This window comes from Agarivorans aestuarii (genome assembly GCF_019670125.1).
Lineage (GTDB): Bacteria > Pseudomonadota > Gammaproteobacteria > Enterobacterales > Celerinatantimonadaceae > Agarivorans > Agarivorans aestuarii.
In genome coordinates this window covers 61,591-77,313 of the sequence record NZ_AP023033.1, presented here as the reverse complement: position 1 = coordinate 77,313, position 15,723 = coordinate 61,591, and the positions used below count along the sequence as shown (strand labels likewise).

The 15,723-nt window shown below is 46.9% G+C and carries 13 protein-coding genes; 6 read left to right on the top strand and 7 right to left on the bottom strand.

The features are described 5' to 3' along the window. Window positions 1-59: 59 nt before the first annotated feature. The 3 genes from acnD to K5609_RS00345 all read left to right on the top strand — a co-directional run bounded on the left by acnD (window position 60) and on the right by K5609_RS00345 (window position 5,817). The gene (gene acnD / locus K5609_RS00355) at window positions 60-2,660 is read left to right on the top strand and encodes a Fe/S-dependent 2-methylisocitrate dehydratase AcnD (protein ID WP_221075492.1); all 2,601 of its coding nucleotides are present in this window, start codon (window positions 60-62) and stop codon (window positions 2,658-2,660) included. Between the two features lie 9 nt (window positions 2,661-2,669). Next, window positions 2,670-3,848: a 2-methylaconitate cis-trans isomerase PrpF gene (gene prpF, locus K5609_RS00350; RefSeq protein ID WP_221075491.1), complete on the top strand. Its 1,179-nt coding sequence runs from the start codon at window positions 2,670-2,672 to the stop codon at window positions 3,846-3,848. 82 nt (window positions 3,849-3,930) lie between these two features. Further along, window positions 3,931-5,817: a propionyl-CoA synthetase gene (locus K5609_RS00345; RefSeq protein ID WP_221075490.1), complete on the top strand. Its 1,887-nt coding sequence runs from the start codon at window positions 3,931-3,933 to the stop codon at window positions 5,815-5,817. A gap of 187 nt (window positions 5,818-6,004) precedes the next feature. Here the strand turns inward: K5609_RS00345 and K5609_RS00340 are convergent, their stop codons facing one another. The 3 genes from K5609_RS00340 to efpL all read right to left on the bottom strand — a co-directional run bounded on the left by K5609_RS00340 (window position 6,005) and on the right by efpL (window position 8,228). Then, on the bottom strand, window positions 6,005-6,316 hold the full coding sequence (locus K5609_RS00340) for a hypothetical protein (protein ID WP_221075489.1): 312 nt from the start codon (window positions 6,314-6,316) through the stop codon (window positions 6,005-6,007). Between the two features lie 413 nt (window positions 6,317-6,729). Beyond that, complete coding sequence (locus K5609_RS00335; RefSeq protein ID WP_221075488.1) at window positions 6,730-7,587, bottom strand: hypothetical protein; 858 nt, start codon at window positions 7,585-7,587, stop codon at window positions 6,730-6,732. A gap of 68 nt (window positions 7,588-7,655) precedes the next feature. Next, complete coding sequence (efpL, locus tag K5609_RS00330) at window positions 7,656-8,228, bottom strand: elongation factor P-like protein EfpL (RefSeq protein ID WP_163133747.1); 573 nt, start codon at window positions 8,226-8,228, stop codon at window positions 7,656-7,658. 260 nt (window positions 8,229-8,488) lie between these two features. Between efpL and K5609_RS00325 the strand changes: the two genes are divergently transcribed. After that, window positions 8,489-9,007, top strand: coding sequence for a hypothetical protein (locus K5609_RS00325; RefSeq protein ID WP_221075487.1), 519 nt, complete (start codon window positions 8,489-8,491; stop codon window positions 9,005-9,007). A gap of 84 nt (window positions 9,008-9,091) precedes the next feature. Then, complete coding sequence (locus K5609_RS00320; RefSeq protein WP_221075486.1) at window positions 9,092-9,619, top strand: hypothetical protein; 528 nt, start codon at window positions 9,092-9,094, stop codon at window positions 9,617-9,619. On the opposite strand, the gene K5609_RS00315 is transcribed toward K5609_RS00320, so the two are convergent. Continuing rightward, window positions 9,597-10,847, bottom strand: a complete 1,251-nt coding sequence (locus tag K5609_RS00315; RefSeq protein WP_221075485.1) for a leucine-rich repeat-containing protein kinase family protein — start codon at window positions 10,845-10,847, stop codon at window positions 9,597-9,599. The genes K5609_RS00320 and K5609_RS00315 overlap by 23 nt on opposite strands. A gap of 240 nt (window positions 10,848-11,087) precedes the next feature. Here K5609_RS00315 and K5609_RS00310 point away from each other — a divergent pair, with 240 nt between their 5' ends. Further along, window positions 11,088-12,311, top strand: coding sequence for a dicarboxylate/amino acid:cation symporter (locus K5609_RS00310; protein ID WP_221075484.1), 1,224 nt, complete (start codon window positions 11,088-11,090; stop codon window positions 12,309-12,311). Here K5609_RS00310 and K5609_RS00305 read toward each other — a convergent pair. The 3 genes from K5609_RS00305 to K5609_RS00295 are packed head-to-tail and all read right to left on the bottom strand — an operon-like array spanning window position 12,308 to window position 15,603. Beyond that, a complete protein-coding gene (locus K5609_RS00305; protein ID WP_281423334.1) occupies window positions 12,308-13,669 on the bottom strand; it encodes a sigma 54-interacting transcriptional regulator in 1,362 nt (453 codons plus the stop codon). The genes K5609_RS00310 and K5609_RS00305 overlap by 4 nt on opposite strands. After that, the gene (locus K5609_RS00300; RefSeq protein WP_221075483.1) at window positions 13,656-14,177 is read right to left on the bottom strand and encodes a hypothetical protein; all 522 of its coding nucleotides are present in this window, start codon (window positions 14,175-14,177) and stop codon (window positions 13,656-13,658) included. The genes K5609_RS00305 and K5609_RS00300 overlap by 14 nt, the downstream gene beginning before the upstream one ends. Next, on the bottom strand, window positions 14,167-15,603 hold the full coding sequence (locus K5609_RS00295) for a HAMP domain-containing sensor histidine kinase (RefSeq protein ID WP_221075482.1): 1,437 nt from the start codon (window positions 15,601-15,603) through the stop codon (window positions 14,167-14,169). The genes K5609_RS00300 and K5609_RS00295 overlap by 11 nt, the downstream gene beginning before the upstream one ends. Window positions 15,604-15,723 lie beyond the last annotated feature (120 nt).

Genomic DNA, 15,723 nt, shown 5'->3' with positions numbered 1-15,723 from the left:
CATGCCAGTGAGTGGAGCGCAGGCTCCACTGCTTTTTCCTTTTTGCTGTGGAAACGCTTATGAATAGCCAATACCGTAAACCGCTGGCCAATAGCCAGTTGGATTATTTTGATACCCGCGCCGCTATAGAAGCCATTCAGCCCGGTGCTTATGCGGGTTTACCTTATACTTCGCGAGTGCTTGCCGAAAACCTAGTGCGCCGCTGTCCACCCGAGCAACTTAACGCGGCACTTAGCCAAATTATTCAGCGCAAGCGCGACCTAGATTTTCCTTGGTATCCTGCTCGCGTGGTGTGCCACGACATATTAGGCCAAACCGCCTTAGTGGATTTAGCCGGCCTACGTGATGCCATTGCCGAGCAAGGCGGCGACCCCGCCAAAGTAAACCCAGTTGTGCCTACCCAGCTAATTGTTGATCACTCTTTAGCAGTGGAACACGCCGGTTTTGAAGCCGATGCCTTTGAAAAAAACCGCGCCATTGAAGATCGCCGTAACGACGACCGCTTTCACTTCATCAATTGGTGTAAAACCGCCTTTGAGAACGTGGACGTGATTCCTCCAGGCAACGGCATCATGCATCAAATCAACCTTGAGAAAATGTCGCCAGTGATTCAGGCACGTGATGGCGTGGCCTTTCCCGATACCCTAGTGGGCACCGATAGCCATACCCCTCACGTTGATGCTTTGGGCGTTATAGCCATTGGCGTAGGCGGCTTAGAAGCAGAAAACGTAATGTTAGGGCGCGCCTCTTATATGCGCCTACCGGATATTATTGGCGTAGAGCTAGTGGGCAAACGCCAAGCCGGTATCACCGCCACCGACATTGTGTTGGCTATTACCGAATTTTTGCGCGAACAAGGTGTGGTATCTAGCTACTTAGAATTCTATGGTGAAGGCGCAGCCCAACTCACCTTGGGCGACCGAGCTACCATCTCCAATATGACTCCCGAATTTGGCGCCACTGCGGCGATGTTTTATATCGATGACAATACCATCGACTACCTCAAGCTCACTGGGCGTGAAGCCGAACAAGTCAGCTTGGTAGAGAACTACGCTAAAACCACTGGTCTTTGGGCCGACGACCTACAAAGCGCCGAATACGAACGCGTACTGCGTTTCGACTTATCTAGCGTTGGCCGCAACATTGCTGGCCCTTCTAATCCACATCGCCGCGTATCAACCAAAGATTTAGCTAGCCAAGGCATCGCTTCACCAGTACCACAGCTTGACGGCCTAATGCCCGACGGCGCCTGTATTATTGCCGCTATTACCAGTTGTACTAATACCTCTAACCCACGCAACGTGATTGCTGCAGGCTTGTTGGCTCGCAAAGCCAAGCAATTGGGTTTAAGCCGTAAACCTTGGGTTAAAACCTCCTTGGCTCCCGGCTCTAAGGCAGTGCAATTATATTTAGAAGAAGCTAATTTGTTAGGCGACTTAGAACAATTGGGGTTTGGTATAGTAGGCTTTGCTTGCACTACCTGTAACGGCATGAGTGGTGCCTTAGACCCGACCATTAAGCAAGAAGTGATAGAGCGAGACCTTTACGCCACTGCCGTTCTATCGGGTAATCGTAACTTTGATGGCCGCATTCACCCCTATGCTAAACAAGCCTTTTTGGCCTCACCGCCCTTAGTGGTTGCCTACGCAATTGCCGGCACCATTCGCTTTGATATAGAAAAAGACGCTTTAGGCCACGATGCTCAAGGTAATCCGATCACCTTAAAAGACATCTGGCCCAGTGATGAAGAAATCGATGAGGTAGTAAAACAAAGCGTAAAACCCGAGCAATTCCGCAAGGTTTACCAGCCGATGTTCGATCTAAAAGTGGACTACGGCAATGCCAGCTCTCCTCTATATGAATGGCGACAGCAAAGCACCTATATTCGCCGCCCACCTTATTGGGAAGGCGCTTTAGCCGGAGAGCGAAGCTTACGAGGCATGCGCCCATTGGCGGTATTGGGGGATAACATCACCACCGACCATTTATCACCGTCGAACGCAATTATGTTAGACAGCGCCGCTGGCGCTTATCTAGATAAAATGGGTTTGCCCGAAGAAGACTTTAACTCCTACGCCACCCACCGCGGTGACCATTTAACTGCACAACGCGCCACCTTTGCTAACCCGAAACTGTTCAACGAAATGGTTAAAGAAAGTGGCAAGGTAAAACAAGGCTCGCTGGCAAGAGTAGAGCCCGAAGACAAAGTAATGCGCATGTGGGAAGCCATAGAAACTTACATGCAGCGTAAGCAGCCATTAATCATTGTGGCGGGTGCTGATTATGGCCAAGGTTCATCACGAGATTGGGCGGCAAAAGGTGTGCGCTTAGCTGGTGTAGAAGTCATTGTGGCAGAAGGCTTCGAGCGCATTCACCGCACAAACTTGGTGGGCATGGGAGTACTACCTTTGGAATTTACCAAGGGTAAAAACCGTCATAGTTACCGTATTGATGGCAGCGAAACCTTTGATGTTATCGGCACACCTGCGCCGGGTGAGTTACTCACCTTAGTGATTACCCGCACCAGCGGCGAACGCATAGATTTACCCGTGGTATGCCGCTTAGATACTGCTGAAGAAGTCTCGGTTTACCAAGCGGGCGGAGTATTGCAACGCTTTGCTCAAGACTTTCTTGAGAACAAAAGCGCAGCCACTCACTAGGAGGCAGAGATGAAGCATGTAAAACAGCAACGCATCGCTGCCACCTATATGCGCGGCGGCACCAGTAAAGGGGTGTTTTTTAAGCTTGATGACTTACCCAAAGCTGCCCAGCAACCCGGCACTGCGCGAGATAACCTGCTGTTGCGGGTTATTGGCAGCCCAGATCCCTACACCAAACAAATTGATGGCATGGGCGGTGCTACGTCAAGCACCAGCAAAACGGTAATTCTAGCGAAAAGCCAGCAGCCTAATCACCATGTCGATTACCTGTTTGGGCAAGTTGCTATCGACAAGGCCTTTGTAGATTGGAGTGGCAACTGCGGCAACTTAACCGCCGCAGTGGGCGCTTTTGCAATAAACGCAGGCTTGGTAGATGCTGCTACTCTGCCACAGAATGGCCTTGCCAGCATCCGCATTTGGCAAGCCAACATTCAAAAAACCATTGTTGCTCATGTACCTATGCTTAATGGCGAGGTGCAGGAGTGTGGCGATTTTGAATTAGATGGCGTGACCTTCCCGGCTGCCGAAGTACAAATTGACTTCATTGACCCTGCCGATGGCGAAGGAGCCTTATTTCCTACTGGTAACTTGTGCGAACAATTAGAGGTTCCGGGAATTGGTAGCCTGCAAGCCACCATGATTAACGCCGGCATCCCTACAATTTTTGTTGATGCCAAGCAGCTTGGTTACAGCGGTGTAGAACTACAAGAAGACATTAATAATGATGAAAAAGCCTTAGCCATGTTTGAAAGTATTCGCGCCCATGGTGCACTCAAAATGGGCTTAATAGACTCACTGGAACAAGCCGCTCAACGCCAACATACACCCAAAGTCGCCTTTGTTGCCAAGTCGCAAAACTATCAGAGTTCCAGCGGCAAACAGATTAAAGCAGAAGACAATCATTTATGTGTACGCGCTTTATCTATGGGTAAGTTACACCACGCCATGATGGGTACCGCAGCAGTAGCCATTGGCACAGCGGCAGCTATTCCCGGCACTTTGGTAAATCAAGCTGCTGGCGGCGGCGAGCGCGAGGTAGTGCGTTTTGGCCACCCCTCGGGCAGCCTTAAAGTTGGCGCACAAGCACAACAACATAAGCAGCAATGGCAAGTGACCAAAGTAAGCATGAGTCGCAGCGCCAGAATACTAATGGAAGGTTGGGTACGAGTGCCCAGCAACAGCTTTTAAGTTACCTAAGGTAACCGAAGAAAAACCTAATAAAAAATTCCCCTTGCCAAGTGGTAAACAGCTTAGGGACGAGGAGCATATTATGAGTTATCAGCAACAAGCAGACCACGCCAAACAGCAACCCGAACAGTTTTGGTTAGAGCAAGCCCAACAACTGGCTTGGTATAGCCCGCCAGAACAAGCACTTAGCCAAGATGAACACGGCAATTATCGCTGGTTTAAAGGCGGCAGCATGAACACCGCATATTTAGCGCTGGATTACCATTGCGAAAATGGCCGAGCGGAGCAAACCGCGCTTATTTATGACTCGCCAGTAGCCGAACAAAAACAACAATTCACTTACGCACAATTGCGTGATGAAGTAGCCAGTACCGCTGGTATGTTAGCGGCCCAAGGCGTCACTAAAGGCGACCGAGTGGTGCTGTATATGCCAATGATCCCTCAAGCTGCTATTGCCATGCTAGCTTGTGCACGCCTTGGAGCGATTCACTCGGTAGTATTTGGTGGCTTTGCTGCGCAAGAGTTGGCGGTTCGCATAGACGATGCCCAACCTAAAGTAATTCTTACCGCCAGCTGCGGGCTGGAAGGCGCCAAAGTCATCAACTACATGCCCATGGTAAGCCTAGCTTTAGAGCAAAGCCAACAGATGACTACCCCAGTAATAGTATGGCAACGCCCTCAGCAAGCGGTTGAATTTAATCAGCAATATCTAGATTGGCAAGCACTGCAACAGCAAGCTGAGCCGGCTGATTGCGTGCCAGTAGACGCCACCGATCCGCTATACATTTTGTATACCTCTGGCACCACCGGCAAACCCAAAGGTGTGGTACGCGACAACGGCGGCCACGCCGTTGCCATGAACTACTCGATGCAAGCGGTGTACAACGTAAAACCCGGTGATGTATTTTGGGCGGCCTCCGATGTAGGCTGGGTAGTGGGTCACTCTTACATCGTTTACGCTCCGCTGATTTACGGTTGCACCACCATCTTGTACGAAGGCAAACCAGTGCGCACTCCCGATGCTGGCGCATTTTGGCGGGTTGCTAGCGAGCACAAAGTAAAAGTATTGTTTGCCGCCCCCACTGCCTTTCGCGCGATTAAAAAAGAAGATCCCGATGGTGCGTTGGTTAAAGATTACGACCTAAGCCAGCTGCAAGACATCTTCATGGCCGGCGAACGCTTGGACCCACCAACATTGGAATGGACCATCAACAAAACCGACAAACCAGTGACCGATCACTGGTGGCAAACCGAAACCGGCTGGGCCATTGCAGGTAACCCTCTTGGCTTAGAGCGTATGCCAGTAAAAGCCGGCAGCGCCACCAAAGCCCTACCCGGCTACCAAGTTACTATTTTGGATGAAATGGGCGACGAGCGTGGTCCAATGGCGCAAGGCTTTATCGCCATAAAACTGCCGCTTCCACCTGGTTGCTTGCCTACCGTTTGGGGAGACCAAGCGAGGTTTGAATCCGCCTACTTAAAACAATTCCCCGGCTATTATGTGTCTGGCGACGGCGGCTATATCGATGAAGATGACTACCTGTTTGTAATGGGACGTATCGACGATGTAATTAACGTGGCCGGCCACCGCTTATCCACCGGCGAAATGGAAGAAGTGGTTGGCGCTCACCCCGCTGTAGCCGAGTGCGCGGTTATTGGCAGCCACGACGACCTAAAAGGCCAAGTGCCCTTTGGCTTAGTGGTGCTTAAAGACGGCGTGCAACAAAGTGAGCAAGAGGTATCCAAAGAGCTGGTACTAAAAGTACGCAACGAAATAGGCCCACTAGCCTGCTTTAAACAAGCCATAATCGTGCAGCGGCTGCCCAAAACTCGCTCCGGCAAAATCCTCCGCCGCACCCTGCGCCAACTGGCCGACGGCGAAGAATACGCCATCCCGTCCACCATCGACGACCCAGCCAGCTTAGGCGAAATTGAAGAGCTGATGCGCCAAGGTAGGATGATGATTTAGAAAATCGCAGAGAACAGTATAGTTGATAAGCTTTAAACTCATTTCTAAACAAAATGAGTTTAGGCTTTCAACTTTCACGAAAGTATTTCGGATTAGCCTATATAGAAATCTGAGCTAACGTTCCTTAACCGTTTGAGCACTAGCGACTTCAAGCTCGCTATACTAGCGATTTACGCTTCACGGCTTGTTATTTATGTTTACTAAAAAAGTCCCTAAAAACATGCAGGACGGTTTTCAGATTATAGCTTCCACCATACTTTTGAAATCTACTGCTAATATGCCTATCGATGCTCAAACTAAGTAACAAGAGAGCTGTAGCTACAATCAGAGAATATACAGAAACGACCAACCAAAACTTAAATGGAGTTGATTTAATCGTCGGATTTATTCCTCTAGCAGAAAGCTCTCCGTAAACACCAGCACTATATAGCTGATACAAAACGAAACCACCACAAAGACAAATTGCTAAAAACTTAATTATTCTATTTAGTTTCTTCATTTAACTAACAGTCCTAACTGCCAAGAGCCAGAAAATTGTTGTTCTTGTTTATACTACTTTGCCGAAACTCATAACTACTCGCCTTTATAAAAATGCTGTCACCGCTTTGCATTTGTATGTGGTATTCGCCTCCAAGCATTTTTGCATCAAGTATCGAATTAGAAGGTCCCCACTCGCTGATTCTAGAGTACCGGAAGTCAGTAACGACTCGAAACAGCAAACAGTAAGGTAATGCGGATTCCGACACTTCGCTAAATGCTTGCAAGTCTAACCTAACCAAAGCAGTGTCCCAGTCTATTTCTATCCGGCCTAGCAAAGCATCATGTAATGGTAATGTCTCAAAGCTCAAATTTCGCTCCTAGAAAAAATGTATGCGCACGGGATTTCTTTTACAGCAGTTAGCTTTACTCACCTCAGCCAACTTGCTTCTCAGCTCTTTTCTTTAAAAAATAGGCGAATACCAACAGCCCAACAAAGGTTAGAGTAAGAGAAATAGCGATAACATTAACCAACAGCGGGTTTTCAAACTGGTTAAACACACCGCTTTCATTCAGACCTACTGCAATTCCAAATAAGATGAATGCTATTAATACAACTGTATTGGCTTTAGCTCTCTTAATACGCTGATAGATTGTTTTGCCATAAAACTGACTAAGCCCATTACCTATCAACAGACTGGCCACTAAAAGGCCATGTAACAAAGTAGCTAGCTGAGCATCTAATCGAAAGGATTCTGAACCCAAATGAACATCACTAAAGGAGCTAATACTTTCCAAAACTAAGATCAAACCAAATGCCATTCCGAAAACTGATATAACTTGCTGCCGCTTATCATCTGTTTTCAAATCCACAACTGCCGCAGGCACAGGTTGTCTCTCACCAGTTAGCGGTATGATTGAATTGCGAATATCAACATGAGAGCTTTCGGGCAATTTGAAAAGCTTAAGCTTGTAACGCGCCCGATCTTTGGTCACCAAATTGAGCTCTTTTTTATTAGAAGTAACTTTTTCTAGCTTATACAAGTCTGCATAAGCGGTGACCATTCCAAAACGTGAAATAGTAAGATAAAAATTTACTAATACCGCTTTGTAACTGCATTTAATGGCCACATAAACGATAACCAGAAACAAAACGAAATAATTGTCGTCTAAGCTTCGATCATCGGTAATAAAGCCCGTTAGTAAATTAAAGCCTAGCCAGAAGGCTAAACCAATAGATGCTGTTTTTAGCTGATAGGATCTTGAGCTAGAGTAGCTCCAGTCACTGCTCACATTTCACTCCTTGAAACAAAAAAGCAGCCCTAAAGCTGCTTTTTTCATCTAACTTCCATCAGGGCAAGTTACTTCTCTGCACGGCTCATAAATTTCTTCTCGGTAGTGCTAACCTTAATCTTTTCGCCGCTGGCGATGTATTCCGGTACTTGTACCGACAAACCGGTGCTTAGGATGGCTGGCTTGGTGCGAGCACTGGCCGACGCGCCTTTTATTGAAGGGTCGGTTTCTACAATCACTAACTCAACACTAGCCGGCAGCTCCACGGCTACGGGGGCACCGTCTACGGTAACCACTTGCATACCTGCAGTATCTTCGGTGATAAAAGGAATTTCATCGGCGATGGTTTCGCTGTTTAGGTTGTAAGGGGTGTAGTCCTCGTTATCCATAAACACGTACTCGTCACCATCGATGTAAGAAAACATCACTTGGTGGCGGCTTACATCGGCTAGGTTAATCATTTCGTCGGCTTTAAAGCTTTCGTCAGCTTTGGCGCCTGTTGCTACGTCGTATAAACGCATGCGGTACAAGCTAGCTCCGGCACGTCCGCTTGGGGTAAGTTTGGCGATGTCTTTTACAAAATACACTTTGCCGTTATGTTCGATAGCGGCATTCTTTTTTATTTCACTGGCCTTTGGCATGGCTTGAGATCCTTCAACAATTCGTGCAACGAAAATATCATGTACAGATTTTTAGGCAACCGTTGGCGGCCTGACAGCCTAGCAATTAGTAAGCTTTGTGTTATTAATCTCGCAAAAACTAAAATAAATACCGTAAGTTAGCCCGCGACTAAAAGTTTCACTTGCGTCTGTTAAACGCTTTCTGTAAAAAGCTCAGTAATTACTCAGGGATGATAATAGCTAACAAGGTGGTTAGCCTTGTTGCTTACTTAGGAGTTCTAATGTTGTCCCCGCGTATTGCTGCTGTTGCGCTGCTTTCTGCCTTTTTGGTGGCCTGTTCGGTTGAAGACGATCAGCCACGTAGTCAAATTGCGATTACTTTTTATCCCCCTGCTACTTCTTTCCCTGGCTCTGCGGGTGATAGCGAAACCATTACCCAAATTCGCCACTTTAGAGCTGACGGTGGTTCGCCTTCGCAAAGCATTACCATTAACCAACGCCGCGATGGTGAACAGCCGAGAATTAACGGCGAAGACGCTACTCAAAATGCCACCTTTTTAGTCGACTTTTTAGGCAGTACCACCCTGGATGTATATTCTGAGGGCGGTGAGTTTTTGTATAACATCGACATCTTTTCGGATATGACCCAGCGCCACCTTTGCCTGCCTAGCATCTACATGAGCAAGTTTGAATTGGTGGTAGATTCGCCGGTCAAAATTGCTGAAACCAAAAAAGAAGCTCACGAATTTATTTTGGCTTGTCGCCAAGTAAATGAAGGTGTCGAAGAAAAAGCTGAATAAGGAATTTTTAGCAGCTCATAGCTTTGAGGTGCTAATTAGGGAAGCCAAGCCACAGGATGTGAATAACAAAAAATAGGAAAGCACATGACCTGTCGATTACTTAGCGCACTACTACTAACCTTGGGTTTAACGGCCTGTAATGACTCACCAGAGTCTGATCAGCTCAACCAAGTATTCTTAACATTTTACCCCTTGCAAAGCTCTTTCCCTGAAGAAACTTCAGATGAGCAAGTAGTTAACTTTAAACGCCTACTGATTGCCAACGGTGTGGAAGAGGTTGGTATAACCTTGAATCAACGTTTAGATGGTGAAACGCCGCTCGATGATGAGCAAAACCCAGCTTATCAATATGCCGTATTTAGAGTGAGCTTTAGCAACAGCAATACCTTTGATGTTTACGACGACAACCAAGCTTTCTTATATACACAGACAGTTTTTGCTGAAGATGCTGGCCAGCACTATTGCATCGCAATTGATGAAAATGAGCCGCAGCTTATTGAATCAAGTTTAGAGATGCGCTTCCCCAAAGACGATGCTGAAACTCACGACTTTATTAGCCATTGTCGCGAGTTATACCGAAATCAATTATCTAGCCCTGAAACAGCTTACTAGCCACTTCGCTTAGCTGCTGATAAGTGTTCGAGCCTTGCTCGCTCGCTTGGCAAATGCTCAGCATATCTTCGATAAAGAATGCAAATGCGCGTTGCTCAACGCGCATTAGTTTAGCTTGCACATCCTGCGGCAAATACTCGTAATGCGAGGCTGCACCAAAATCGCCCAATACGATGTTGTATTGCTCATCCACCAGCACATTGTGTGCATATAAGTCACCATGACACATATGGTGCTCGCTTAGATGAGAGAGCAAGCTTTGCATTTGCTCGACTATTTTGGCAATTGCTTTAATACCAAGCTGTTGCTCTGGCAAAAAGGTATCTCGAGTGCAGCTGGCTAAGCTTGGTGGCTGGCCTAGGTTGCTAAAGTACTCTGGAATCAACTTCATCACCACGGCCGAGCAATCAGCTTGGTCTATTTGACCAATAAAGTTAACCAAGGCTGGATGCTGATCTACATGCAAACAGGCGTCTAGCTCATCACTGGGGTAGCCGTCGCTGGTCACCTCTCCCTTAAACACTTTGATTGCTACACTGCTGGGCAAGTCCACGCCAGATTTAGGGTGAGCCAAAGAAATAACCCCAGAAGCGCCTTGCCCCAAAATTTTGTCGACTACAAAGTCATTAAGCGAGAACTTGGTTAAACCAGAGCCATGCTCAAAAGCTTGGCAAAAAGGATTACCTGCAAAGGCTAACCAAGCCAGTCTAGGAAGCTCTAATAGTTGAGTTGGGAAGCTATTTAAACAGTTGGCAGAAACACGCAGTAATTCTAAGTTACGACATTGTCCCATTGATTGTGGCAAGGCTGTAAGACGGTTGCCAGCTAAGGCACACTTTTGTAGCTCACTACACTCACCCAATTGTTCTGGCAGGCTTTCAATTTGATTGTCGGTAAGAATTAACCAGCGTAATTTTGCTGGCAAAGCCGCGGCAGAGACTTCTCGGATCTGATTAGACTTAAAGCCTATCATGTCTATGTTGGCGCAACGCCCCAGCACTTCTGGCAATACTTCAAACTGGTTATTGGAAGCAAACACTATGCGTAAGTTTTGCAGTTGGCTAAGTGACTCTGGCAAAGCCCGCAATTGGTTATCACTAAGATCCAAGACCTCAACCTGAGGGCAATACTCTGCAAACTCTTCTGGCAGTTGCTCTAGGTTATCTTTGATATTGATGCGAGTGTGTTGGCGTAGTTGGCCGGAACGAAGTTGCTCTAAAGTATGCATGCTAGGAAAACTAAATGATAAAAGTGCGACATAATAGCCTGTTGAAAAAACGATAGTGAACTATTTAACAATAGAAGCGCAATTACACCTCACATAACTGCCCGTTCCCCAACATCATAAGCAATACATAAAACTGAATATTAACCAAAAATAGGTATATATGATTACATTATGGATTTTATGCAGTACAATTCGCGACCATCAATTGCACTGATAACACTATTCACAACAGGAAACTTGATGGACACAGCACAACCCCTCTATAAAAATATTGGCGTACAAGTAGTCATAGCGATGATTATTGGTACGGTAGTTGGCGCAGTAATGGGTGAGCAAGCTGCTATATTTGCCCCACTTGGCGCGATCTTCATCCATTTAATTAAAATGCTGGTTATTCCACTCATTGGCGTGTCGATTATTTCTGGTGCAGCCAACCTTGGTAATAGCCCTGCAGCAGGTAAAATTGGCATTTCTACCTTTGGCTTTTTCATGGCAACCTCTGCGGTTGCAGTGGCTCTCGCCTTAGTTATGGGTTCTCTATTCCAACCAGGAACCGGCCTCGACTTAAGCCAAGCTAGCGATATGTTTTCTAACGAATACGCCGATAAAGGTGGCGTACCAGGTGTAATGGAAACCGTTATCGGCATGATCCCAGAAAACATTTTTGCCTCGTTAATGGATGCAAATATTCTGCAGATCATGGTGTTTTGTTTGTTCTTTGGTATTGCGCTGTCTAAACAACCTAGTGACAAAACAGCACCAATTATGAGTGGCTTAGACACCATTATTCGTGCCTTTATTTGGATGATTAACATAGTAATGCTAATTGCCCCGCTTGGCGTATTTGGCCTTATGGCAGAATCGGTAGGCACCTTTGGTTTTGCTATGTTGGGTTTAGTGGCCAAGCTATTTGCGGTTTACGTGGCGGCGATTCTTATCTACGGCTTTGTATTCTACCCGCTCACCATCAAGCTATTTTCTAAGATGTCGGTGCGCGAGTTTATGAGCGCCATGAAAAAGCCTCAAGCGGTTGCACTGTCTACCTCTTCATCGATGGCGACGCTGCCGGTAACCATGGAAGTAGTAGAAGAGGAACTAAAAGTATCTAAAGCGACAGCCTCTTTTGTACTGCCTTTAGGGGCAACCATTAACATGAGTGGTAATGCTATTTACTACGGTTTAGTGGCGGTGTTCTTTGCGCAGATGTTCCAAGTAGATTTAGGCTTAGCGGCTTATGCAGCAATTATCTTCACTGCAACCTTAGGTGCCATTGGTCAAGCTGGTGTACCTGGGCCGTCATTTTTGGTGGTAGCGGTATTGCTAGCAGCAGGCATTCCTATTGAAGGCCTACCGCTATTATTTGCATTGGACCGTATCTTCGACATGATCCGTACTTCGTTAAACATCACTGGTGACGCAGCTTGTGCCGTGATTGTTGATCGTTTTAACGAAAAGCACCTTTAAGCACGGAACGATTCGGGGCGCAAATGATGGCGCTCCAGTAGTTTATAAAACTCGGTGCGATTACGCATCGCTAAGCGCGCTGCCTGACTCACGTTACCTTGAGTTAGGCGTAACAAGCGCGCTAAATAGCCTCGCTCAAACTCATCTCTAGCCTGAGAAAAACTCACCAACTTCGCCTTTTCACGTAAGGCTTGCTGAACTAATTGCGCTGGAATCAGTGGCCCAGTAGATAAAGCATTGGTTTGCTCAACCACATTCATAAGCTGTCTCACATTGCCAGGCCAACGGGCCGACACCAAACTCGACATAGCTTCTGGCGAATAGGTTTTTAAGGCACTGCCTTGGCGATCGGCAATTTGCTGGCTAAAATGATGCACCAATAAAGGAATATCTTCTCGGCGCTTGGCTAATGGCGGCAAGCCCAGCTCCACCACATTAAGGCGATAATAAAGATCTTCCCTGAACTCTTGTTGCTGCACTGCTTGATATAGATCTTGATGGGTAGCCGAAACAATTCGCACGTCAACTGGAATGTTCTTGGTTGAACCCACCGGACGAACTTCCCGCTCCTGCAGTGCCCGCAGCAATTTAACTTGCACACTTAAAGGTGTATCGGCAATTTCATCTAAAAACAGGGTTCCGCCATTGGCCGCTTGAAATAAGCCAGGGTGAGCATTAGCCGCACCACTAAAAGCGCCTTTGGCATGACCAAATAGCTCAGACTCAAACAAACCTTCGGGAATAGCGGCACAGTTCACCGCAACAAATGGGCCTTGGTGGCGCTGACTGGCTTGGTGAATAGCCTTAGCCAACAACTCTTTACCTGAGCCACTTTCACCTTGAATCATGATGTTTACATCACTGGGAGCAACTTGCTGAATTTGCTTTATCAGCACGTCCATTATTGGGCTACGGCTAATAATATCGCTGCGCCAGCTCGCTTGCGGCTGTTGGCTTTCACCTTCAGCAAGATTTGGCTGAAGCTGTAAAGCATCAGCAACTTTAGCCAGCAATTCTTGGCTGTCGAAGGGTTTGGTTAAATAACCAAATACACCCTGTTGAGTGGCGGCAATGGCGTCGGGAATATTACCATGAGCAGTGAGTAGCATTACCGGCAAGCTAGGGTACAACTGCTTTATCGCATTGAACAGCGCGAGGCCGTCCATACCGTCCATGCGTACATCGCTTATAACCAGCTGAGCAGGATAACTTTCCAATTCAGCCAAGGCTTCTTTAGCGCTAGCAACAGCACGTACTTCATATCCGGCAGATTGTAATCGCAGGCTAATAAGGCGCAGTAGGCTGGGGTCGTCATCGACAACCAGTAGTTTCCCGCCCTGATGATTAATTTCGTTCATTTAGTTGTTGCTCAATTCGCGTGAGTTCATCTAGCTGCATTTTTAATGCCCCAATTTGCTGCTGCAGTAAATCTTCCTGCTGCTGCTGGGTAGAAGCGAGATCTTCGTATTTATGTAACCAGCGCAAGCTATCCGCAATTTGGTCGTTTAAGGCCACCAGCATGCCACGCTGGGCAAATACTTGTTCGCTGGCTAAAGCCTTATTAAACAGCGCATGAGCGCGGTGCGGATTCTTCACTGGTGAGTCTTTATAGGCATATATTAGGCCAAGTTTAATGCCATTATCGCCCTGTTGCGGGTCCAGCAATAGTAGCTCTAACTCGTTGAATATCTGGTCTTCATTAAGGGTCTCAAGGTTTAAGTAGTAGGCCGCTGGGTCAAACTCACCAAGCTCAAGTTGTTGAGCGTCGCTAACAGGCACCACTTGTTGATTGGGGCGTGTTAACTCACAACCGCTAAGTATTAGCGTTACGATACTAAGCAGCACCACGTGCAATTTAACTTTCATCTAACTCGCTTCCTTGTAAACCTTCTACGACAAATCGACTGCCTTGTTCTAAGCGCTGATAACGCAAACTGGCGTGTTGTCGCTCAACTAACTCTTTGGCAATAGTTAAACCTAAACCACTGCCTTTTAAACGCGGATCTTTGGCGGTTTTTCCTTGAACGAAAGGTTGGAAGATCCGCTGCTGTAGCTCATCTTCAATGCCTTCGCCTTGGTCATCAATGTATAAACTTATGCCGTTTACCGTGGCAAACGAGCCTAATTTGATCTCCCCTGCTTGTGGCGAGAACTTAATCGCGTTCGACAATAGGTTGTCGACTATCACCCGCAGCTGCTCTTGATTGGCCATCACCTTGCTCTCTCCCAGCTCTATCTTAGGGTTTAAACCGCGGCTAGACAGGCTTAAACGATGACTTGCCAAGACTTTTTCAATCAGTGGTTTTAAATCCACTGGATGATGAACTTGTTCACCGGGAGTATCCAACAATAAATTAAAATCGAGCAAGGCTTCAATCAACTGCTGCAAGCGTAAGCTGCTATCGCGCAGTATTTCGGTAATCTCCTGCTGCTGGGCGTTAAGTGGCCCGGCGCTGTTGTCATACAGCAGTTCATTCCCTTCACGAATCGCTGCTAGCGGGGTTTTTAGCTCATGCGAGATATGTCGAATAAAGGCGGTTTTTTGCTGCTCTAAACTCAATAGGCGCAAGCGCATATCATCCAGCGCATCAGCAATCGCCATCACTTCGGTAGCCCCACTTACTTTAATGGCTTGCTCAAACTCGCCCGACTTTAAACGGGCAATTTGCGGTCTTAACTGTTGCAAAGGCCGAGTAATAACCAATACCAGCAATACTGCCGCGGCTAAGGCAAAAGGCAGGCTAACCATGCTAAACAACAAACGTTGCTGGGCCTGTTGCGTGGTATGTTGTAAGGCCATAGCCAGTTCATTAATTAAGCTTTGACTGCGTTGGTCAAAGCGATAACTTAAGCTAGCAAAGCGCTTAAATTGAATGTTTAGGGCCACTCTTTGTAAGGCTTGAGGGCTCTCCATTAACTCGCTTAAAGATTGCAGTTGCTGCTCTAATTCATAAACAATCTGCAACAGTTCTTTATCTTCAGTGCCAGTGCGCAGTTCAAACAAACCTTTAGATACACGTTGCCATTGGCGCTGATAAAGCTGTAATCGATTTTCATCGGCTAATACTCTAAATTGCCGTGCGCTGCGTTCTAAATCCAATAAAGACTCATCTAAACGCTTACTTGCCGACACCACTTGCGCCGACAAAAACGCGGTTTGCTGGCCTTGCATAGACACTTGCTGCAAATAGTAAGAGGCGAGCAATAAGCTAAGCAATAAAGGCAAACCCAAGGTAGCCAAGGCCCAAAAGCTAAGCCGACGAATAGAAGCCAGCACCCGAAAATTAATCAAACAACTATCCCTAGCGAGGAACAACAATCCAAACAGCCGCCTATAATGCCAGAGATGCACAAAATTCCCACTGTCGCCAAACAGAGACAGCTATTTCATATGATTATTAGTCGAGCTAAG